The sequence below is a fragment of the Vibrio qingdaonensis genome (assembly GCF_026191675.1).
Classification (GTDB): Bacteria; Pseudomonadota; Gammaproteobacteria; order Enterobacterales; family Vibrionaceae; genus Vibrio; species Vibrio qingdaonensis.
The window spans coordinates 41,294-62,966 of sequence record NZ_JAKRRY010000032.1; the positions used below are offsets into that span (position 1 = coordinate 41,294).

A 21,673-nucleotide genomic window follows, 5' to 3' on the forward strand; every position below is an offset into this window, starting at 1 on the left:
CTTCGGCGTCCTTTTTTGTTTCTATCATTTATCTTTGCTGCTTCTTTTCTCCCTTAGCCTGTCCCATACCCTCTTTATTCCCCCCTTTAATGCATAGCGTGTTGCTATAGCTTGACTGACCACTAGTATAAATACCTATGTATCCGTTCAAAACTGCTGATAACTAGCGTAGTATGATTGGTCAAAGTTGCGACGCACTGAACATAACATACGCGCGCTTGTCCCCCTTTTAGGCGAGCGAAATACGCTTATTAAGCGGGTTATACTAAAACAATAAACCATCACACTCAGTCTTTCATACTCGAAAAAGCAGGATCACATACCATGTCCGATGACCACCAAATCGATGAATTCCGTCAACAAGCTCTGGATTATCATGCCTACCCAACCCCTGGGAAAATTGAAATCGCTCTGACTACCCCCGCAGATTCTGCTAAGGACCTTGCTCTTGCCTACAGCCCTGGTGTGGCGGAGCCGGTGCGAGAGATCGCTCAAAACGCGGAAAATGTGTATAAATACACAGCGAAGGGCAATATGGTCGCCGTGATTTCAAATGGTACTGCGATTTTAGGGTTAGGTAACTTGGGCCCTCTTGCTTCGAAACCGGTGATGGAAGGTAAGGCGTTATTGTTTAAACGTTTTGCAGGGTTAGATTCTATTGATATTGAAGTGAAGCATCGCACAATAGATGAGTTTGTTGATACGGTAGCGAATATTTCAGACACCTTTGGTGGTATCAACTTAGAAGACATTAAAGCGCCAGATTGTTTTGAAATTGAACGTCGCTTGATTGAGCGTTGTGACGTGCCTGTTTTCCATGACGATCAACATGGAACGGCGATTGTAACTGCGGCTGGTATGTTGAATGCGATTGAGCTGCAAGGCAAAGAGCTAAGTGAAGCGACGATCGTATGTCTGGGTGCAGGCGCCGCCGCGACGGCGTGTATGGAGCTGTTGATCAAATGTGGTGCGATGCGTGAAAAGATCTACATGCTGGATCGTAAAGGTGTGATTCACACGCGACGTGAAGGTCTAAACGAATATAAACAGATGTTCGCGAATAACACGGATAAGCGTACTCTTGAAGATGTTATTGAAGGTGCTGATCTTTTCCTTGGTGTATCGGGGCCTGATTTGCTTCCTGCAGAAGCATTGAAACTCATGGCAGAAAAGCCAGTTGTCTTCGCATGTTCAAACCCAGATCCTGAAATTAAACCAGAACTTGCCCATGAAGTTCGTGATGATCTCATTATGGGTACCGGGCGCTCGGACTACCCGAACCAAGTGAATAATGTGTTGTGTTTCCCGTTCATTTTCCGCGGCGCACTCGATGTACGAGCCAGCGAAATTAATGATGCGATGAAACTTGCAGCTGTTGAGGCGATTCGTCAAATCGCTAAAGAGCCGGTACCTCAAGACGTATTGGATGCCGCTGGCGTCTCGGCGTTGTCATTTAGTAAAGATTACATCATTCCAAAACCAATGGATCCACGTTTGTTACCGCGAGTAGCAAGAGCGGTCGCGGTCGCGGCAGTAGAGTCCGGCGTGGCAAGAATTGAAATGCCTGAAAATTATATGACTGAGTAGGTCGTTTAGGTTTTGGAGATCGTAAGGTTTTGGAGATCGTAAGGTTTTGGGGATATTAGGGCTTTGGGAAAAAAAGTACCTAGTTCCTGGAATTTGCTTCAAAAAAAACGTTGCTCGAGAGGGCAACGTTTTTTTATTTTTCCCAGGACCCAGGACCCAGGACCCAGGACCCAGGACCTAGATTTTATTCTTCATCAAACGCTTCAAACTCAATGCCCATCGCCGTCATCATCGCTTTTACTTCCGTAGGGATATCATCTGGGCGGTCTTTTCTCAGGTCTTCATCGGTCGGTAGTGGCTGACCGGTATAGGCATGCAGAAACGCTTCACACAATAATTCACTATTGGTAGCATGGCGTAGGTTGTTGATTTGGCGGCGAGTTCTTTCATCCGTCAATATCTTTAGCACTTTTAACGGAATGGATACCGTGATCTTCTTAACCTGCTCACTTTTCTTGCCGTGCTCCGCGTAAGGGCTAATGTATTCGCCATTCCAATCTGCCATTGCACACCTTCGTTTATTGATCGTAAATTTGTTTAATAAGAAAGGTGCAATTTTAGCGGCATTTACTGCCATAAGCAAAGACATATAGACGTCTAGAAGTGTTGACGTCTCACAAAATGGACAGTAAAGTGGGGCTTAGTTTAACGGACTGTTAATTTTTTCAAAGATTGATGCTTTTCCCTGTCGGTTCAAGCATGATGAAAACCCTATTTAGTCTTCACTTTGCGCGCGTTAATAAAGGATGTTTCTATGAGCAATCGGAAGCCAGCGACCATCGCGGTACGAACGGGTATCGAGTCAGATACCCAACACCACGCTGTCGTACCCCCTATCTACCTTTCTACCAATTATGGCTTTCCTGCTTTCGGCGACGTGCCTAAGTACGATTATACCCGTTCTGGTAATCCCAATCGTGGTTTGCTAGAGCAAGCACTATTTGAATTGGAATCAGGCAAAGGGGCAGTGGTGACGAACTGTGGGACATCCGCACTGAATTTATGGGCATCGGCATTTCTTGGACCTGACGATCTTATTATCGCGCCACATGACTGTTATGGCGGGTCTTATCGTTTATTTAATACTCGCGCTCAAAAAGGCGATTTCCAGGTTCAATTTGTCGATCAAGGTGATGAGGCGGCATTAGATGCCGCTATCGCTAAAAAGCCCAAGCTTATTTTACTTGAAACCCCCTCTAACCCGCTAGTACGCGTGGTGGATATTGCTCGAGTATGTGAAAAAGCTAAACAAGTTGGCGCGCTGGTGGCCGTTGATAACACCTTTTTGACACCGGTATACCAAAAGCCTTTAGAGTTGGGGGCTGACTTTGTTATTCATTCAACCACCAAGTATATCAATGGTCACTCAGATGTGATTGGCGGCGTGGTGATTACCAAGACCGAAGCGCATGCTGAAGAGTTGGCATGGTGGGGCAACTGCATTGGTGCAACGGGTACACCCTTTGATAGCTATATGACGCTACGTGGCATTCGTACTTTAGGTGCGCGCATGCGTGTCCATGAAGAGAGTTCGCAAGTGATCCTTGATTACTTGAGAAATGAAGCCTTGGTCAAGGTTATCTATCACCCAAGCTTACCAGAGCATCCTGGTCATGAGATTGCCAAAAAACAACAGTCGGGTTTTGGTTCCATGCTGAGCTTTGAGTTTGCCGGTAGCTTTGAGCAACTCAAATATTTTGTTGGTCAACTTGAGCTATTTTCTCTTGCCGAGTCACTGGGCGGCGTGGAAAGTTTGATTTGTCACCCTGCTTCTATGACGCATCGCGCAATGGGTGAAGAAGCGCTTGCAGAGGCGGGCGTGTCACAACAACTCTTGCGTTTGTCTGTTGGCTTAGAAGATGCGCAAGATCTAATTGAAGACTTACAACACGCTTTTGATAAAGCAAGAACGTTTGAAGGGTAAAGACGGCGATGAGCAATACTAACGTACCGACAACGAAGCAATTACATAAATTTGGCGGCAGCAGTCTGGCTGATCCAGAGTGCTATCGTCGTGTGGTATCGATTCTAAAAAATTACTCTCATTCAGACGACCTTATCGTCGTGTCAGCGGCAGGGAAAACCACAAACCGTTTAATTAACTTTTTAGATGCGTTAAACAAAGACGGTCGTGTCGCGCATGAACACTTACAAGCCTTACGAAAGTTTCAATTGGATCTAGTTGAAGCGTTGATTGAAGGTGATGACGCCGAAGCTCTGCGCGTACAGCTAGCGGATGAATTCAGTACGCTAGGCGAACAAGTCGCGCCACTAACGGAAGCTCAGAAAGCCGCTGTGTTAGGTCATGGTGAGGTGTGGTCTTCTCGATTGCTGGCTGCATTGTTGCGACAACACGATTTACCTGCTGTGGCGCAAGATGCCCGCGCATTCTTGCGGGCCGAGTTTGGCGCTCAGCCTGAGGTAGATCGTGCTCAATCTTACTCATTGATAAAAAGTACCTTAGCTCAGCATGCGCATCACCGTGTGGTGATTACTGGTTTTATGGCGCAAAACAGCGAGGGCGAAACAGTCTTGCTGGGTCGCAATGGCTCAGATTATTCGGCGACTGTGATTGGTGCGTTAGCGGAAGTGGCGAGCGTAACCATTTGGAGTGACGTGGCAGGGGTCTACAGTGCCGACCCTCGAGTCGTGTCCGATGCGTGCTTGTTGCCGTTACTTCGATTAGATGAAGCGAGCGAATTGGCGCGTCTGGCGGCGCCAGTATTGCATAGTCGTACCCTTCAGCCTGTGGCGCAAAGCACCATGGATCTGAACTTACGTTGCAGTTATTTACCCGAATCTGGATCCACGCGAATTGAGCGTGTTTTGGCATCAGGTCGCGGTGCCAAAATTATTACTTCATTAGAAGAAGTGCTACTCATAGAGTTGTCATTTGGTAACGGTCATGATTTCGAACGTGCCAAAGCGGAAGTATTAAATGGCTTAAAGCGAGCGCAACTCGAACCGTTGGCGTTTGAAGCGCAGGCCGATCAATCACGTTTGCGTCTAGCATACACCCCTGAGATTGCCTCAGGAACGCTCAATGAATTGCAAGATATGGCGATTGAAGCGGAAATTAAGCTAAAAGAAGGTTATGCCATGCTTGCGGCGGTTGGCGCTGGTGTGACGAAAAATGCCAATCATTGCTTTGGCTTTTACCAACAGTTGAAACACGCTCCGGTGGAATTTTTCTGTGAAGCGGATTCAGGCCTGAGTTTAGCGGCTGTACTGCGTCGATCCGATGTGATGCCGATGGTGAAATCGGTTCATACTCAACTCTTTCAAGCTCAGAAGCGTGTTGCCGTTGCCTTATGTGGTAAAGGTAATATTGGTTCTTCATGGTTAGAGCTTTTCAAGCAGCAAAAACCTGAACTCGAAAAACGTCGTGGCATGAGCTTTGATCTTGTGGCCGTGGTCGACAGTCAAAGCTATTGGTTTGATGAAAACGGCCTGGATGAGCTTACCGTGCTCGAGCGTTATAAAGATGAAGCGGTTGCCCATGAAGGCGATCGTTGGCTCAAGCAAATCGCAGCATTACATGGCTACGATGAAGCGGTCGTATTGGATGTGACGGCGAGTTCAGTACTGGCACAAAAATACGTATCCATTGCAGAACATGGCGTTCACCTGATTTCTGCAAACAAAGTGGCGGGCTCAGCACCAAGTGCTGATTATCATCGCGTGCAAGATGCTTTCGCGAAAACCAGTCGTCATTGGCTGTATAACGCGACCGTGGGTGCGGGTTTACCTATTAACCATACCGTGCGTGATTTGCGCGAAAGTGGTGATGATATTGTGGCGCTGTCGGGGATCTTCTCAGGCACGTTATCTTGGTTGTTCCAGCAATTTGATGGCAGTGTTCCGTTTGCTGAGTTAGTCGACTTAGCGTGGCAGCAAGGGTTGACTGAACCCGATCCTCGCTCGGATCTAGATGGCTCTGATGTGATGCGAAAGCTAGTTATTTTGGCTCGTGAATCGGGCTTGGATATTGAACCCGATAGTGTTGTGGTTGAGTCTTTAGTTCCAGAGGCACTACAAGAACTGACACTTGATGGTTTCTTTGAGCAGTCTGGGTTGCTGAGCGAATTGCTTCAAGAGCGTCTAGACAAAGCACAGCGAGAAGATAAGGTGCTACGTTATGTGGCGCGCTTAGATCGCTTTGGTAAGGCTCGTGTGGGCATTGAGGCGCTATCGAAAGAGCATGCGCTTGCTAACTTGCTACCGTGTGACAACATCTTTGCGATTGAAAGCAAGTGGTATAAAGACAACCCATTGGTGATTCGAGGTCCTGGTGCAGGACGAGAAGTGACGGCGGGAGCGATTCAGTCGGACTTAAACTTAATATCGAGTTTCTTCTAAATCGGGTGTTGCTTCGTCTCAATCAATGGTTGCTTCGTCTGAATTGATTGTTGTTTCTGCTGAGTTAATGGTTGCTTCTGCTGAGTGAATGGTTACCTCTGTTCAATCCCCCCTTTTCTTATCATAGAGAGGGGGGATTTTGTTTCTAACGTCATACATCTTCAATTTCCCTAACATTCAACATGAAAAAAATTCATTGTGATGCTATTGACTTTAAATGCCATTCATTTCATCCTACAGACATATAGACGTCTAAACGTCAAAAAGAATGACAAATTTAGATTCATCACTTTTAATGACAGACAGGTTTTAGTCTAAGGTTGGCTGGGATAACCAACTTTGGCAATTTAGGGAGAGAACCATGGGATACACGCATGCTGGGCATATTGATGCCTTAAACCAAAATATTGCTGAGCTTTCGGACAATATTAATGTTTCTTTTGAATTCTTTCCGCCAAGCACACCGAATATGGAAGAGACGCTTTGGAAGTCTGTTCATCGCTTGAAAGCGCTTAAGCCTAAGTTTGTTTCTGTTACTTATGGCGCTAACTCAGGTGAGCGAGATCGTACGCACTCCATCATTAAAGAAATTAAGAATGAAACGGGTTTAATCGCCGCGCCTCACTTAACGTGTATTGATGCTTCTCGTAGCGAGCTGATTGATATTGCCGATGATTACTGGGCGAATGGCATTCAGAGTATTGTTGCTTTGCGCGGTGACATCCCAGAAGGTGGTGGTCAACCGGACATGTATGCTTCAGACTTAGTTGAGTTACTGAAATCACGCCATGATTTTGATATTTCGGTGGCAGCATTTCCAGAAGTGCACCCAGAAGCAAAAAGTGCCCAGTCTGATCTGCTGAACCTAAAGCGTAAAATTGATGCAGGCGCGAACCGTGCTATCACTCAATTTTTCTTTGATGTTGAGAGCTACCTTCGATTCCGTGACCGCTGTGTGGCGGCGGGTATTGATGCTGAAATCGTCCCAGGTATTTTGCCCGTTTCTAACTTTAAGCAAGCGTCTCGCTTTGCTGCGATGAATAAAGTAAAAGTGCCAGGTTGGATGCAAAAGCAGTTTGAAGGTCTAGACGATGACCCAACAACGCGCCAGTTAGTGGGAGCAAGCCAAGCGATCGATATGGTGAGAACACTAAGTCGTGAAGGCGTAAAAGATTTCCACTTCTACACGCTTAACCGCTCAGAGATGACGTATGCACTTTGCCATACATTAGGTGTGCGTCCACAAGGGGCATAGTACACGTAAGCATTGCCAATGAATTGTCGAGTCATTGGCAAAAGTAGCTAGAAAGGCAATAAAAAAGCGCTGGATGCAAATCCAGCGCTTTTTTTATTTTTGATAGCTTGGCCTTGAAGGTGTTGACCGAATAACACTGCCGTTCAAGGCGCTTGCCGCAAGGTATCGCTTGCCGCAAGGTATCGCTTGCCGCAAAGTATTGCGTTAAGCGATAGCTTCCAGCTCTGCCAATGTCTCTTCAGCCCAGTCTAGCCAAGCCTGACGTGAGAATAGGTTACGACGCAGTGTTAGGCGCTCCAAACGAGCGTGCGTATCTAGCGTGCTTGGTGTTGCGTAGTACGCGGCTTCGATTTCGCGATAGTGTGCAACCAGCTTTTTAGAGTCTTCAATCAGCTCTTCTAGTTGTAGACGAAATGCGGCTGAAGGTTGAACTGCACAGGCTGCGAGTTTCGCTGAGAACTCGTCACGGACTGTCGGGTGAACGGTTGGTTGTTCAAACCAATCACTGAGTGTCCCACGTCCAGATTCGGTAATGGAGTACACCTTGCGATCAGGCTTGCCGTCTTGTGGCTCTAATTTGCAAGTCACAAGACCTTTGTCTGCCATTTTGTTTAATTCACGGTACACCTGCTGGTGGCTCGCTTTCCAAAAATATCCGATGCTTGCAGAAAATTCCTTAGTGATGTCGTAGCCAGTCGCGTCGCGAGTGCTTAATACAGTAAGGATAACGTGTGGTAGTGACATGATAAAAATCCAGATCAATAACTTAATAGTAATTATGGCGCTTGTTACCGTCATCTAAGTTGTGACGCGGCCAAAGCTAACGTTCATCAGTTGAAAAGTTAGAATGGTCTTGTGTAAGAAGCATGGTCTGTGTGGTTAACACAGTCGCCTTATATAAGCCTTTGTCACCTAGGAGGTTGTATGAACACACAACCCATGTTGTCGATAGATACTTTTATTATTTTTATCGGACAACAGGATTTAATTATATAGAACTTTATAAGCATTAAGTGGAATAGAGGCTAGTGTCACTAGAAAAGAACTAACAAAAGACTCAATAAGACACTTCAGCAAAATTAAAGGTCGCAAAATGCGACCTTTTGTCTTTATTTTGAAATATTACACTGGCTATCCGGTGTTTCGCATGCCTGCTGCGATGCCGGCAATCGTCACCATGAGCGCTTCTTCTAGCTCAGTTTCTGTCTCTTCGCTCTGACGTGTGCGATAGAGAAGTTCGGCTTGCAGCATGTTAAGAGGTTCAACATAGGTGTTACGTAGACGAATAGACTCTTGTCCCCATGGGTCGCTTTGCATGAGGTGATCGTTATTTTCTACGTTCAATACCGCTTTAATATCTTGTTGCAGTTGTGCGCGCAGTTTATCACCTAATGGTAGCAACTCCGGATCCGCCAAACGCTGGTCATAGTAGCGTGATATTTCCATGTTGCACTTGGTGTACACCATCTCCAGCATGCCTAAGCGAGTAGAGAAGAATGGCCACTCGCGACACATTTCTTCTAACAGAGCTTGATGGCCTTTATCGATAGAGTACTGAATCGCTTCACCTGCGCCCAACCAAGCAGGAAGCACAAGACGGTTTTGGCTCCAAGAGAAAATCCATGGGATAGCGCGTAAGCTCTCTACGCCACCGTTAGGGTTACGTTTCGCAGGACGAGAGCCTAGCGGAAGCTTGCCTAACTCTAGCTCTGGAGTCGCTTGACGGAAGTAAGGAACAAAGTCCGGCTCATCACGAACAACACGACGATAGGCATCACAAGATACTTGTGATAGCACTTCCATGAGGTCACGCCAATCTTGCTTTGGCTTCGGTGGCGGTAACAGGTTGGCTTCTAGGATCGCACTGGCATACAGGTTGAAACTGTTAATGGCAATTTCCGGGAGTCCGAGCTTAAAGCGGATCATTTCGCCTTGCTCAGTGACTCGTAGGCCGCGTTTTAGACTCTTTGGTGGCTGGGACAATAGCGCGGCATGTGCAGGTGCACCACCACGACCAATAGAACCACCACGGCCATGGAACAGGGTGATTTCAATGCCTGCTTGTTCGCTGACTTCGACCAGAGATTCCATTGCACTGTATTGCGCCCAGCCTGCAGCCATTACGCCAGCGTCTTTCGCTGAGTCGGAGTAGCCAATCATCACCATTTGGTGATTTTGGATATAACCACGGTACCAATCAATCTCAAACAGCTGCTTCATCACGGCTTCTGAGTTGTTTAAATCTTCAAGCGTTTCGAACAGTGGGCACACATCCATACGGAATTTACAGCCACACTCTTGCAAAATTAGGTGAACCGCCAGAACGTCTGACGCCGTGCGCGCCATTGAGATGACGTAGGCACCAAAAGCATCACGTGATTGAGAGGCAATAACACGACAAGTATCTAACACTTCTTGCACTGACTCTGACGGCTCCCAGTCACGAGGCAGTAGTGGACGTTTGGAACTAAGTTCATTGATAAGGAAAGAAACTTTATCTTGTTCGCTCCACTGGTCGTAGTCACCAAGACCCAAATGACGAGTCAATTCAGAGATCACGTCAGAGTGGCGTGTGCTTTCTTGACGAATGTCCAAGCGAACAAGGTGAACACCAAAGGCTTTCACGCGGCGGATGGTATCAAGAAGTGACCCATCTGCAATAATGGCCATGCCGCTTTCGCGCAGTGATTGGTAACACGCTAATAGGGGTTCCCACAGCTGTGCACTGTCTTCAAGAATTGGTTTGTTTGGCACATCTTGGTGGTTGATCTGCGCTTCTAGCACTTCCAGTGTATTGACCAGCAGCTTACGCACTGGTTTTAGGATCGCTCGGTAAGGTTCATGTTGTTCACCGGCGAGATCTCTCACGTGGTCGTTACATTTCACCATAGACAGCTCAGTGATGAGCTCTTGGAAGTCTTGCAGATAAAGTTCCGCCGCTTTCCAGCGAGAGAGCAGCATCACTTCACGAGTAATTTTGTGTGTTACGAATGGGTTTCCGTCGCGGTCGCCACCCATCCATGAAGAGATGTGAACTGGGCGAGCATCAATGGGTAGCCCTTCACCTAAATAGTTTTTCAGGCGATCATCCATTTCACGTAGGAATTCAGGAATGGCTTCCCACAGCGAGTTTTCGACAACGGCAAAGCCCCACTTAGCTTCATCAAGCGGGGTTGGGCGTTGCTGGCGAATAACATCAGAGTGCCAGCTTTGCGCGATAAGTTGCTCTAAGCGACGCTCTATTTTGCTGCGTTCTTTCTCTGATATTTCACTGAGTTCAAGCTTAGAGAGACACTCGTTAATTTTCACCAGTTTATTGATCATGGTGCGACGAGTGATTTCTGTTGGGTGCGCGGTTAGTACCAATTCAATATTCAGATCGCGAACCGCTTGTGCAGTATCGAGCTTGCTGATGTTCTCTTGGCTTAATTTCGAAAACAACGTATAGATAGGGTCGGGTTCACAGACGTCAGCCTCACAGCTTCGTGAGATCGTGTGGTATTGATCGGCGATGTTGGTGAGGTTGAGGAATTGGTTAAATGCGCGAGCGACTGGCGTTAATTGCTCATTAGGCAGGCTTTTAATCTCATCGATTAAAATCTCACGATCGGCCTCATTGCCTGCACGTACAACGGATTTGGAAAGTTGACGAATTTTTTCAACTTTCTCTAAAATCGCCTCTCCGTGTGCTTCCTTGATGGTATTCCCCAACAAGTGCCCAAGCATCCTAACATTGCTTTTCAATGGGGCGTATTTTTCGTTCATAGTCGTCCTGCCTTGTAATTTAACTACATCCATTATTCCGTTTCAGCTTAACAATCTAGCGAAAAATGCTAGGCGTAGTCAAATAAAGTAATCCATGTTTGCAATAATCGCATTGGAATGAAAAGCGCACGCAAACCTTTAACTGCTTAATGTAGCATGCCTTTTTTCATAGAATTCGTTATTGATTTAGGGTAATGATTTTGTTGATTGTTGCGATGCTGAAGTGTTGCTGATTTATTGTACAGTAACACCCAGCCAATCGGCAATGTTGAAAATTTATTACATTGTGTGAGTGAATTGAGTCAAATTTCGTTACTCAAAGCAATACTTATTGATGGCTTTAGCAAGAATATTGATGGTTGGGTCGACAAAGTCTAGGCTAAGAAACTCATCGGGCTGGTGCGCCTGATCAATCGAACCAGGACCTAACACCAGAGTTGGGCACAACGCCTGTAAAAATGGCGCTTCAGTACAGTAGTTGACGGTGTCTGATGGCGTGTCACATAAGCGCTCCATACCACCAACAAAAGGATGTTGATGATCGCACTCATAGCCTGGAATAGGTTCATGCAGTGCGGTGATGGTTAAGCGCCCTGGCCACTTTGCTTCCACCTCTTTCAGCGCACTTCTTAGCATGTTGTCTAGGCCATCCAAGCTGATTCCTGGCAGTGGGCGGACATCGTAATGTAATTCGCAGCAGCCACAAATTCTATTCGCGCTATCACCACCGTGGATGTGGCCGAGATTCAGTGTGGGACTAGGGATAGCGAATCCAGGGTGGTGATACTCTTTCACCAATTTATCACGCAGTGTCATCATCGCGTACATCACTTCGTGCATGATTTCGATGGCGTTGACACCGAGTGCAGGATCAGACGAGTGACCTGACTTACCTGTGACTCTGATGGCGTTTGCGACGTGCCCTTTATGTCCACGGATAGGCACAAGGTTAGTGGGTTCACCAATAATGCAATAATCTGGTTTGAAGGGCGCGGTGTCGGTAAAGTGACGCGCACCCAGCATGGTGGTTTCTTCGTCACAAGTGGCGAGAACATAGAGGGGCTTGGTTTGTTTGCTCCAGTCGATTTTTTTCACGGCTTCATAAATAAAGGCAAAGAAGCCTTTCATATCCGCCGTGCCTAGGCCGTAAAAGCGATTGTCTTTTTCTGTGAGGTCATGAGGGTTGAAGCTCCAGCGTCCTTCATCAAAAGGCACGGTATCACTGTGACCAGCTAGAAGCAGTCCCCCTTCACCTTGGCCTTTTTTGGCGATCATATTGAATTTGTTCGGTTCCACTTCTTCAACTTCGACCTCAAAGCCAAGATCTTTCATCCAGGTGGCCAGTTTCTCTATCACTTTTTCGTTGCCGTGATCCCAGCTTGGGTCAGTCGAACTGATAGAAGGGGTGCTGATTAGGCCCTTGTAGACCTCTAAGAACGTTGGCAATTGCATATTATCTTCACTTCTACTGTTGACAGATTAACTATAAGACGGTAAAACACATATTAAATCAAAATTAATGAATAAAAAATCATTTATTGACTGTTTTTTTAGATTTATAGTCAATGGCTGATATGTTCAAGTCTAACGGAAATGGATGTAGATAGATGCTAAAAACCACCATTATTGGCGCCACCGGTTACACAGGAGCAGAACTGGCTCTGATGGTCACGAAACACCCGGAGCTTACGCTATCAGGTTTATACGTGTCCGCCAATAGTGTCGATGCAGGTAAGTTGGTTTCACAGGTTCATGGAAAATTGGCGGGCATTGTGGATGACCGTATCCAACCGCTTGTTGATGTAGAAAAAGTCGCCAATGAATGTGATGTGGTGTTTTTAGCAACCGCCCATGAAGTGAGCCATGACTTAGCGCCCGTTTTTCTTGCGCAAGGTTGTCAGGTGTTCGATTTATCTGGTGCGTACCGTGTGAAAGGTGATGACTTCTACACCACGTATTATGGCTTTGAACATCAGCATGCACAGTGGCTTGATAAAGCAGCTTACGGCCTTGCCGAATGGAATGCTGCGGACATTCAAGCGGCGCAGCTGGTGGCAGTGCCGGGTTGTTATCCAACGGCTTCGCAGTTGGCGATTAAACCGCTGGTTGAGTCGACACTGATTGATACGCAAGTTTGGCCTGTCATCAATGCCACAAGTGGTGTGACGGGGGCTGGCCGTAAAGCGACAACGAGTAATAGTTTTTGTGAAGTGAGCTTGCAGCCTTATGGATTGTTTACTCATAGACATCAGCCTGAGATGGCGACGCATTTGGGCTGTGAAGTGATATTTAATCCTCATTTAGGCAACTTTAAGCGTGGCATTTTGGCCACGATTACCATGAAGCTAGCGGATGGCGTAAAGGCCGAGCAAGTTCAACAAGCCTTTGAGGTGGCATATGCCGAGCAACCTTGTGTGCGCATTAAAGGTGACACGATTCCAAGAATTCAAGACGTAGAAAACACGCCGTTTTGTGATATCGGTTGGAAGGTACAAGGTCAACATATTATTGTCGTATCGGCGATCGATAATCTGCTAAAAGGTGCTTCAAGCCAAGCGATGCAGTGCCTAAACATTAAAAACCAATTTTCCCAGCTGACATCGTTGGTATAGGGCGAGGAGAGAAGCATGACGCAGAACAACGCATCAACACCACTAGTATCGACAGAGCTAGCATCCACGCCATTACCACTGGTGATTAAATTGGGCGGTGCCGCGCTTTCGTGTACAAATACGTTGAATCAACTGTTTGTGGCGATTTCAAACTATAAAAAACAAGCTCAACGCGACATCGTGATTGTGCACGGTGGAGGCTATCTTGTGGATGATCTGATGCAGAAACTTAATCTGCCAACAGAGAAGAAGCAAGGATTGCGCGTGACCCCTTATGATCAAATCCCGCTAATTGCTGGCGCCCTTGCGGGGACGGCGAACAAATTACTGCAAGGTGATGCGATTAAGGCGGGTTTAAATGCAGTGGGCTTAAGTCTTGCAGATGGCGGCCTTTGTGAAGTGACCGAACTGGATCCTGAACTTGGTGCAGTTGGTAATGCCAAGCCTGGAAACCCAGCGGTATTGCAAGCCATCTTGAAAACAGGCGCGCTACCTATTATTAGTTCGATCGGCTTAGACAATCATGGTCAATTGATGAATGTGAATGCCGACCAAGCAGCTGTGGCGGTTGCGGGCGCTCTGGATGCAGAACTCGTGTTACTTTCTGATGTGAGCGGTGTATTGGATGGGAAAGGACATTTATTACCAAGCCTGACTCAAGAGCAAGCCGATGCCTTAATTACCGGGCATGTGATTACTGACGGCATGATTGTGAAAGTTCAGGCGGCGTTGCAGGCCGCCAGTGAATTAGGTCGACCTATCGAAGTCGCCACATGGCGTTACCCAGAAAAATTAAATGATTTGTTTGCAGGTAAAAGCATCGGCACGCAATTCGTCCCAAATTAAAGCTGAGTGGCTGTTTGCCACGCAGCAACATGAATAGAATAAATACCAAATTTAACACCCGAGATACTGACCGCCAATTCAGGCTCGGACACAAGGAGAAAGAACCATGAGCAAGAAAAGCGTAAAGAAAGTTGTTGTAGCCTATTCTGGCGGTCTTGATACGTCTGTGATCATTCCGTGGCTAAAAGAGAATTACGACTGTGAAGTTGTCGCGTTTGTCGCGGACGTGGGCCAAGGCGAAGAAGAGCTGAATGGCATCGAAGAAAAAGCCAAGGCATCAGGCGCGTCTGAATGTTACATCGCTGACCTAAAAGAAGAGATGGTTGCTGAGTACATTTACCCAACCCTAAAAACAGGGGCGTACTATGAAGGCAAATACCTGCTAGGTACGTCAATGGCTCGTCCGATTATTGCTAAAGCACAGGTGGAAGTGGCGCGTAAAGTTGGCGCGGATGCGTTGTGCCATGGCTGTACGGGTAAAGGTAACGACCAAGTACGTTTTGAAGGTGCGTTTGCCGCGCTTGCCCCTGATCTGCATGTTATTGCGCCATGGCGTGAGTGGGATCTGGTTAGCCGTGAAGAGTGTCTAGATTACCTAGCTGAGCGTAACATCCCTTGTAGTGCTTCACTGACTAAGATCTATTCTCGCGATGCTAACGCATGGCATATTTCAACAGAAGGCGGCGTTTTAGAAGATACTTGGAACGCGCCAAATGACGATTGCTGGGCGTGGACCGTTGACCCTGAACAAGCACCGAACGAATCTGAAACGGTGACGCTACAAGTGGCTAAGGGTGAAGTGGTTGCGGTTGATGGTGAAACGATGACGCCATACAACGCATTGGTTTACCTCAATGAAAAGGGCGCTAAACATGGCGTGGGTCGTATTGATATCGTTGAGAACCGTTTAGTAGGTATGAAGTCTCGTGGCTGTTACGAAACTCCGGGTGGCACTATCATGATGGAAGCGTTGCGTGCGGTTGAGCAATTGGTTCTGGATAAAGCGGCGTTTGAATTCCGTGAAGAGCTAGGCGTGAAAGCGTCTCACCTTGTTTACGATGGTCGTTGGTTTACACCGCTTTGCAAATCGATTCTTGCTGCAACGGAAGAGTTAGCGCAGGACGTGAATGGCGAAGTGGTGATCAAACTTTATAAAGGTCAAGCGACGGTGACTCAGAAGCGTTCAGACAACAGCTTATACTGTGAAGAGTTTGCGACCTTTGGCGAAGATGAAGTGTATGACCAAAGCCATGCCGAAGGCTTCATCCGTCTTTACTCACTTTCAAGCCGTATCCGTGCATTGAATGAAGTTAAGAAAAACAAATAACAAAGTGAAGACAAACAAATAATGCCAACCTAGGCTATTTGGATTAAGGTAAACCCACTTGCAGTGCAAGTGGGTTTCTTGTTTTATAAGGATAAAGAAAACAAGAATACGAAATGGCGTGAATAATTATGTGAAATAAGTGAATTTTTACTTTATTTTCTTTTTGATTTGCCGTAAGTTGAACCTATCAAAAAAACAAACTGACTTTGATTAGATTCCATCGTTAGACAAGCAGTGAATACCGAGCAGTTAGGAGAGTGACAATGGCATTATGGGGCGGAAGATTTACCCAAGCAGCAGATACGAGATTCAAAGACTTTAATGACTCATTACGCTTTGATTATCGATTAGCTGAGCAAGACATTGTCGGCTCGATTGCTTGGTCTAAAGCACTGGTTTCAGTGGACGTGTTAACCGTTGATGAGCAGCAAAAGCTGGAATTGGCGTTGAACGAACTGAAACTTGAAGTGATGGAAGATCCTGAGCAGATTTTACGTTCTGATGCGGAAGACATTCATAGTTGGGTTGAACAGCAACTGATCAGCAAAGTCGGCGATTTAGGCAAAAAGCTGCACACAGGTCGTTCACGTAACGATCAAGTCGCGACGGACCTTAAATTGTGGTGTCGCCAGCAAGGGCAACAATTGCTGCTCGGTTTGGATAGGCTGCAAACCCAAATGGTCGATGTGGCGAGAGCACACCAAGAAACGGTACTGCCTGGTTATACTCACCTTCAGCGTGCTCAGCCAGTGACATTTGCGCACTGGTGTATGGCATATGTAGAAATGTTTGAACGGGACTATTCTCGTTTAGAAGATGCGATTAAACGCTTGGACACTTGTCCGTTGGGCTCGGGCGCGCTGGCGGGTACCGCTTATCCAATGGACCGTGAAGAGCTGGCACATAACTTAGGTTTTCGTCGTGCCACGCGCAATAGTTTAGATTCTGTTTCTGATCGTGACCATGTGATGGAGTTAATGTCGATCGCGTCTATTTCGATGCTGCATCTTTCTCGTCTCGCAGAAGATATGATTTTTTATAATTCAGGTGAATCCAACTTCATCGAATTGGCAGATACGGTAACCTCTGGTTCATCGTTAATGCCACAAAAGAAAAACCCCGATGCACTGGAACTGATTCGTGGTAAAACCGGGCGTGTTTACGGTTCGCTTGCGGCGATGATGATGACGGTAAAGGCATTACCACTGGCATACAACAAGGATATGCAAGAGGACAAAGAAGGCCTGTTTGATGCGCTCGATACATGGAATGACTGTATGGAAATGGCAGCGCTTTGTTTTGATGGCATTAAAGTGAATGGTGAACGTACATTAGAAGCGGCGAAACAAGGTTACGCCAACTCGACAGAGCTTGCTGACTACTTAGTCGCAAAAGGCATTCCTTTCCGTGAAGCACACCATATTGTCGGTGTGGCGGTGGTCAGCGCGATTGCCAAAGGCTGCGCACTAGAAGAGCTCTCCATTGCTGAGTTGCAAGAATTCTCGCCAGTCATTGAGCAAGATGTTTACGATATTCTGACCATTGAAAGCTGCCTTGAGAAGCGTAACGCTTTGGGTGGGGTCGCACCTCAACAAGTCGCTTACGCCGTGGACCAAGCGGAGAAGCGCCTAAGTTCTCGTGATAACTCGGCAGTGAAAGTTCGCTCAGCTCGTCTGACCGACATTGATGCGCTAGAGAGTATGGTGGCGTATTGGGCAAATCAAGGTGAGAATTTACCAAGAAACCGCAATGAGTTAGTGCGTGATATTGGCTCCTTTGCTGTCGCAGAACACCATGGTGAGGTCACTGGTTGTGCTTCCTTGTATGTGTATGACTCAGGGTTAGCCGAAGTTCGTTCTCTAGGGGTTGAAGCTGGCTGGCAAGGTCAAGGGCAGGGCACTGCGATTGTTCAGCACTTGGTTGAGAAAGCCCGTAAGATGGCGATTAAAAAGGTCTTTGTACTGACTCGTACCCCTGAGTTCTTTATGAAGCATGACTTCATTCCAACATCGAAGACGTTATTGCCTGAGAAAGTGCTAAAGGACTGCGATCAATGCCCAAGACAACATGCGTGTGATGAAGTGGCGCTAGAAGTGAACCTGGCAGAGCAAATTATCGCAAAAATGAATGTTGCCTAAGCTGCTGAAATTAAATGGTTTAATAAAAAGATCGAAAAAGTTTTAAAAAAAGATCATTTTTAAGGGAACAAATGAGAAAAAGCCCGGTCTATTAAAGTACCACTGCTTTTTCTTAGAAGAATCTAAGAAGGCCCCAAGTCAGATTTGACTTTGGGGCTTTTTTCTTTTTAGCGCTCTAGAAATGTCAGTGTGAATCTAGGCTACTGGGAATCTCATTTCCTATAAAAAGTGCGACATCACTTGCCGTGAGTGAGTATCTAGCACCCTGGACCGCAGTCTAGGCAATGTTTAATCATTTCTGGACCAAGATGTAGCTTAGCATTGAGATCTCGCAACGCGGTTCGTACGCCTTCTTCAATCACTGGGTGGTAAAACGGCATATCCAGCATTTCTGATATCGTCATCTTGTTTTGATGCGCCCAGGCCAGTAAGTGAGCCAAATGTTCGGCATTCGGTCCCATCATTTCAGCCCCTAAGAATCGTCCTGTTCCTTGCTCACCATACACATGCAGTATGCCTTTGTTACGCAGCATCACACGAGAGCGACCTTGGTTTTCAAATGAGACTTCGCCTGTAGCAAAACAGCCGCAACCACCGAAGCGTTGTTCGAGTTGCTTAAAGGTTTCCCCGACCATGGCAATTTGTGGGTCGGAAAATACGGCAGAAATAGAGCTTCTTCTTAGTCCGGCGCGAATATCTGGGAACCGACCCGCGTTGTCGCCAGCAATACGCCCTTGATCGGCCGCCTCATGCAGTAATGGGATTTGGTTACTGGCATCACCAGCAATGAAAATATTTTTCGCCGATGTCTGAAGCGTGTAATGATCCGCGCTTGGCACCCCTCGTTCATCTAGGACAACCGTGGTATTTTCTAGTGACAATTTATCCACATTGGGGCGACGGCCTGTTGCCGCTAATACATAGTCGACAATAAAGGTGTCGGGTTCGCCATCAAGATTAATAAATTGGATTTCAACTTTTTCACCGTCGATTCGCTTCATGCTCTCGACTTTGACGTCTGCATCAAGGTAAAACTCTTCTTGGAATGCCTGATTGGCGTAGTTCATGATCTCGGGGTCAGTTAACGGACCTACCTGCCCACCAAGTCCAAAGACTTTGGTTTTGACTCCTAGGCGATGTAATGCCTGGCCTAATTCTAACCCAATCACTCCCGGACCAAAGACGGCAATTGAATCTGGAAGGTCATCCCATTCAAAGACGTTATCGTTAACGATCAGTCGATCACCAAGATCGTTCCAGATCGCCGGATAAGCGGGGCGAGATCCTGTCGCGATAACGATTCGCTCTGCGATAATGGTTGTGTGATCGTCAACCACTAATGTGTGGTCATCAATGAAATTGGCATAGCCTGAAATTTTATCTGCCGCCGGGATCTCATCCACCCCTTCAAGGACAAAGCCAACGAATCGGTCGCGCTCGCTTTTTATGCGAGCCATCACTTCTTTACCGTTGATGAGGGTTTCACCTTGTGGGTAAATCCCAAACCCTGGTGCTTTTTCGATTTGATGTACGCTTTCCGCCGCTGCAATTAGTAGTTTAGAAGGCATGCAGCCAACACGTGCACAGGTTGTCCCGTAAGGACCACCTTCGATCAGGACAACATTATCGGTATGGGCTTTGGCGGCGCGATAAGCGCCTAGGCCTGCGGTGCCACCGCCAATAATGGCGACATTTACATTTAACTGTTTCATAGCGATATCTCTTTAAGCAACGTGGGTAGACAAGCAGCAATGCCAGACTAAACAACAGTGATTTATTATTCTGAAGTGATAGAGCGTAACGGTAGAACCGAAAAAGAAGAGCCGGAAGTTGATCCACTCATATGCGCATGGCATTTGAGTGGATCACGATGAAATGATTAACCGAGGTAGGCTTCTAATTCTTCGCTACCACCGATGTGTTTACCGCCGATGAAGACTTGAGGAACCGTTGTACGACCACTAATGGCGCGTAGGCTTACTGTGGTTGCATCTTTTCCTAGAATCACTTCTTCATATTGAAGACCGTGATCAATGAGGTTTTGTTTCGCTTTCGCACAGAATGGGCAACCTGGCTTAGAGAATACTGTGATGGAATCTTGCGTTTTGTACTCTGGTGCGAGGTACTTAAGCATAGTATCCGCATCTGATACTTTGAATGGGTCGCCTGGCTCATTAGGTTCAATGAACATTTTTTCGACCACGCCGTTTTTAACCAACATGCTGTAGCGCCATGAACGCTTGCCAAACCCAATGTCATTTTTCTCAACCAGCATACCCATACCGTCGGTAAAGTCGCCATTACCATCTGGGATAAAGGTGATGTTTTCTGCTTCTTGGTCTGCTTTCCATGCATTCATCACGAAGGTGTCGTTGACCGATACACACACTATTTCATCGACACCATGCTCTTTAAAGACAGAGAATAGCTCGTTATAACGTGGCAGGTGACTTGATGAACACGTTGGTGTAAATGCGCCAGGTAGGCTGAATAGAATCACGGTTTTGTCTTTAAACAGTTCATCGCTTGTTACGTTAACCCATGCGTCGCCTTGGCGAGTTGGAAAGGTAACTTGTGGAACCGCTTGACCTTCTTTTGATGCAAACATAATGATGTCCTTTAAAATTCGTAGATTTGAATTTGTTAATAATTCTTAGAGAGCTTAGCTTGATCTGCTCTGTTTCGTTGAGACCATTATTAAAAAAATACGTTGATAGCTCCAATCGTTTATTGTTATGGTATTGATAGTTATTTTCTATCTAGGACTGTAATGAACATTCGAGACTTTGAATACTTGGTAGCATTGGCGGAGCATAAGCATTTTCGAAAAGCGGCAGAGGCATGCTTTGTTAGCCAGCCCACATTGAGTGGGCAGATTCGCAAACTGGAAGATGAAATTGGTACGTCGCTGTTGGAACGTAGCAGTCGACGTGTGTTGTTCACAGATTCTGGGTTACAGTTGGTTGAGCAAGCTAAGCGTATACTGAAGGAAGTCAAAACCTTCAAAGAGATGGCTGCGGGTCAAAGCGGTGAAATGACTGGGCCTATGCATATTGGATTTATTCCTACGGTTGGTCCTTATTTATTGCCAAAAATTGTCCCAAAACTCAAAGAGGCCTATCCGGATCTCGAGCTTTTTCTTCACGAGGCGCAAACTCATCAGTTGGTGAGACAGTTGGAAGAAGGCAAGTTAGACTGCCTCGTTTTAGCCTCGGTTGCTGAAACGGCGCACTTTAAAGAAATTGAAGTGTACAATGAGCCACTCAGCGTAGCGGTCCCTTGCGGCCATGAATGGGCCGATCAGCTTGAAGTTGATATGCATGAACTTGAAGGGCGAACAGTACTGGCGCTAGGAGATGGACATTGCTTGCGAGATCATGCTCTTGGTTTCTGTTTTGCGGCCGGAGCAAAGGATGATGAACGCTTTAAAGCGACGAGCTTAGAGACGCTCAGAAATATGGTGGCAGCTGGAGCGGGCATTACCTTGCTTCCTGACCTTTCATTGCCGAAAGAGCGTGAGAAGGATGGGGTGTGCTATGTCAGGGCGGTCAACCCAACGCCTTCAAGAAGTTTGGTATTAGCGTATCGTCCCGGCTCACCGTTACGAGTTCGATTCGAAAAAATAGCGGCGGCGATCGCCAGTTATTTATAGCTGGTCTGATTCAGCACGTTAGACCTAACTTTGCTTGGTGCGCTCATTCGGCATAGCGTACTAATTCGGGATGTGCACTAATACGGGATAATGTACTAATACGGGATAGTACAAAAAAAGCCCTCTGAAAGA

Annotated in this window: 15 protein-coding genes; 9 read left to right on the top strand and 6 right to left on the bottom strand. The window is 46.6% G+C overall.

The window, feature by feature from the left end; all coding sequences use genetic code 11:
• Window positions 1-324: 324 nt before the first annotated feature.
• Window positions 325-1,587 (top strand): malic enzyme-like NAD(P)-binding protein, encoded by a 1,263-nt coding sequence (locus MD535_RS19435; protein WP_265676728.1) that lies wholly within the window; start codon window positions 325-327, stop codon window positions 1,585-1,587.
• Between the two features lie 184 nt (window positions 1,588-1,771).
• Here MD535_RS19435 and metJ read toward each other — a convergent pair whose 3' ends face one another.
• Window positions 1,772-2,092 (bottom strand): met regulon transcriptional regulator MetJ, encoded by a 321-nt coding sequence (gene metJ / locus MD535_RS19440; RefSeq protein WP_250617880.1) that lies wholly within the window; start codon window positions 2,090-2,092, stop codon window positions 1,772-1,774.
• Between the two features lie 249 nt (window positions 2,093-2,341).
• Between metJ and MD535_RS19445 the strand changes: the two genes are divergently transcribed.
• The 3 genes from MD535_RS19445 to metF all read left to right on the top strand — a co-directional run bounded on the left by MD535_RS19445 (window position 2,342) and on the right by metF (window position 7,201).
• Entirely contained in the window at window positions 2,342-3,511 is a 1,170-nt protein-coding gene (locus MD535_RS19445; RefSeq protein WP_265676729.1) for an O-succinylhomoserine (thiol)-lyase, read from the top strand.
• Window positions 3,512-3,519: 8 nt separating this feature from the next.
• Window positions 3,520-5,946, top strand: coding sequence for a bifunctional aspartate kinase/homoserine dehydrogenase II (locus MD535_RS19450; protein WP_265676730.1), 2,427 nt, complete (start codon window positions 3,520-3,522; stop codon window positions 5,944-5,946).
• Between the two features lie 361 nt (window positions 5,947-6,307).
• Window positions 6,308-7,201, top strand: a complete 894-nt coding sequence (gene metF / locus MD535_RS19455) for a methylenetetrahydrofolate reductase (protein WP_265676731.1) — start codon at window positions 6,308-6,310, stop codon at window positions 7,199-7,201.
• A gap of 204 nt (window positions 7,202-7,405) precedes the next feature.
• Here metF and MD535_RS19460 read toward each other — a convergent pair whose 3' ends face one another.
• The 3 genes from MD535_RS19460 to argE form a co-directional block, all read right to left on the bottom strand.
• Window positions 7,406-7,945 carry a PadR family transcriptional regulator gene (locus MD535_RS19460; protein WP_265676732.1) on the bottom strand — a complete coding sequence of 180 codons (540 nt, stop codon included), beginning with the start codon at window positions 7,943-7,945 and terminating at the stop codon, window positions 7,406-7,408.
• 387 nt (window positions 7,946-8,332) lie between these two features.
• The gene (ppc, locus tag MD535_RS19465; RefSeq protein ID WP_265676733.1) at window positions 8,333-10,966 is read right to left on the bottom strand and encodes a phosphoenolpyruvate carboxylase; all 2,634 of its coding nucleotides are present in this window, start codon (window positions 10,964-10,966) and stop codon (window positions 8,333-8,335) included.
• Window positions 10,967-11,278: 312 nt separating this feature from the next.
• Window positions 11,279-12,418, bottom strand: coding sequence for an acetylornithine deacetylase (gene argE, locus MD535_RS19470; RefSeq protein ID WP_265676734.1), 1,140 nt, complete (start codon window positions 12,416-12,418; stop codon window positions 11,279-11,281).
• A gap of 155 nt (window positions 12,419-12,573) precedes the next feature.
• Here argE and argC point away from each other — a divergent pair, with 155 nt between their 5' ends.
• The 4 genes from argC to argH all read left to right on the top strand — a co-directional run bounded on the left by argC (window position 12,574) and on the right by argH (window position 17,889).
• Complete coding sequence (argC, locus tag MD535_RS19475) at window positions 12,574-13,578, top strand: N-acetyl-gamma-glutamyl-phosphate reductase (protein ID WP_265676735.1); 1,005 nt, start codon at window positions 12,574-12,576, stop codon at window positions 13,576-13,578.
• 15 nt (window positions 13,579-13,593) lie between these two features.
• Window positions 13,594-14,424 (top strand): acetylglutamate kinase, encoded by an 831-nt coding sequence (argB, locus tag MD535_RS19480; protein WP_265676736.1) that lies wholly within the window; start codon window positions 13,594-13,596, stop codon window positions 14,422-14,424.
• A 106-nt stretch (window positions 14,425-14,530) separates the two neighbouring features.
• Window positions 14,531-15,751 carry an argininosuccinate synthase gene (locus MD535_RS19485; protein WP_265676737.1) on the top strand — a complete coding sequence of 407 codons (1,221 nt, stop codon included), beginning with the start codon at window positions 14,531-14,533 and terminating at the stop codon, window positions 15,749-15,751.
• A 263-nt stretch (window positions 15,752-16,014) separates the two neighbouring features.
• The gene (gene argH, locus MD535_RS19490) at window positions 16,015-17,889 is read left to right on the top strand and encodes an argininosuccinate lyase (RefSeq protein ID WP_265676738.1); all 1,875 of its coding nucleotides are present in this window, start codon (window positions 16,015-16,017) and stop codon (window positions 17,887-17,889) included.
• A 257-nt stretch (window positions 17,890-18,146) separates the two neighbouring features.
• Here the strand turns inward: argH and MD535_RS19495 are convergent, their stop codons facing one another.
• Entirely contained in the window at window positions 18,147-19,601 is a 1,455-nt protein-coding gene (locus tag MD535_RS19495; protein WP_265676739.1) for a dihydrolipoyl dehydrogenase, read from the bottom strand.
• Window positions 19,602-19,768: 167 nt separating this feature from the next.
• Window positions 19,769-20,497: a redoxin family protein gene (locus tag MD535_RS19500; RefSeq protein WP_265676740.1), complete on the bottom strand. Its 729-nt coding sequence runs from the start codon at window positions 20,495-20,497 to the stop codon at window positions 19,769-19,771.
• A 162-nt stretch (window positions 20,498-20,659) separates the two neighbouring features.
• Between MD535_RS19500 and oxyR the strand changes: the two genes are divergently transcribed.
• Window positions 20,660-21,541 (top strand): DNA-binding transcriptional regulator OxyR, encoded by an 882-nt coding sequence (gene oxyR / locus MD535_RS19505; protein WP_265676741.1) that lies wholly within the window; start codon window positions 20,660-20,662, stop codon window positions 21,539-21,541.
• Window positions 21,542-21,673 lie beyond the last annotated feature (132 nt).

What these genes read in the sequence shown, in the direction of transcription:
- MD535_RS19485 (WP_265676737.1), top strand. Translation starts at nt 14,531, where the DNA reads ATGAGCAAGAAAAGCGTAAAGAAAGTTGTTGTAGCCTATTCTGGCGGT.
- ppc (WP_265676733.1), bottom strand. Translation starts at nt 10,966, where the DNA reads ATGAACGAAAAATACGCCCCATTGAAAAGCAATGTTAGGATGCTTGGG.
- metJ (WP_250617880.1), bottom strand. Translation starts at nt 2,092, where the DNA reads ATGGCAGATTGGAATGGCGAATACATTAGCCCTTACGCGGAGCACGGC.
- MD535_RS19445 (WP_265676729.1), top strand. Translation starts at nt 2,342, where the DNA reads ATGAGCAATCGGAAGCCAGCGACCATCGCGGTACGAACGGGTATCGAG.
- MD535_RS19435 (WP_265676728.1), top strand. Translation starts at nt 325, where the DNA reads ATGTCCGATGACCACCAAATCGATGAATTCCGTCAACAAGCTCTGGAT.
- MD535_RS19450 (WP_265676730.1), top strand. Translation starts at nt 3,520, where the DNA reads ATGAGCAATACTAACGTACCGACAACGAAGCAATTACATAAATTTGGC.
- MD535_RS19500 (WP_265676740.1), bottom strand. Translation starts at nt 20,497, where the DNA reads ATGTTTGCATCAAAAGAAGGTCAAGCGGTTCCACAAGTTACCTTTCCA.
- MD535_RS19495 (WP_265676739.1), bottom strand. Translation starts at nt 19,601, where the DNA reads ATGAAACAGTTAAATGTAAATGTCGCCATTATTGGCGGTGGCACCGCA.
- argB (WP_265676736.1), top strand. Translation starts at nt 13,594, where the DNA reads ATGACGCAGAACAACGCATCAACACCACTAGTATCGACAGAGCTAGCA.
- oxyR (WP_265676741.1), top strand. Translation starts at nt 20,660, where the DNA reads ATGAACATTCGAGACTTTGAATACTTGGTAGCATTGGCGGAGCATAAG.
- metF (WP_265676731.1), top strand. Translation starts at nt 6,308, where the DNA reads ATGGGATACACGCATGCTGGGCATATTGATGCCTTAAACCAAAATATT.
- argH (WP_265676738.1), top strand. Translation starts at nt 16,015, where the DNA reads ATGGCATTATGGGGCGGAAGATTTACCCAAGCAGCAGATACGAGATTC.
- argE (WP_265676734.1), bottom strand. Translation starts at nt 12,418, where the DNA reads ATGCAATTGCCAACGTTCTTAGAGGTCTACAAGGGCCTAATCAGCACC.
- MD535_RS19460 (WP_265676732.1), bottom strand. Translation starts at nt 7,945, where the DNA reads ATGTCACTACCACACGTTATCCTTACTGTATTAAGCACTCGCGACGCG.
- argC (WP_265676735.1), top strand. Translation starts at nt 12,574, where the DNA reads ATGCTAAAAACCACCATTATTGGCGCCACCGGTTACACAGGAGCAGAA.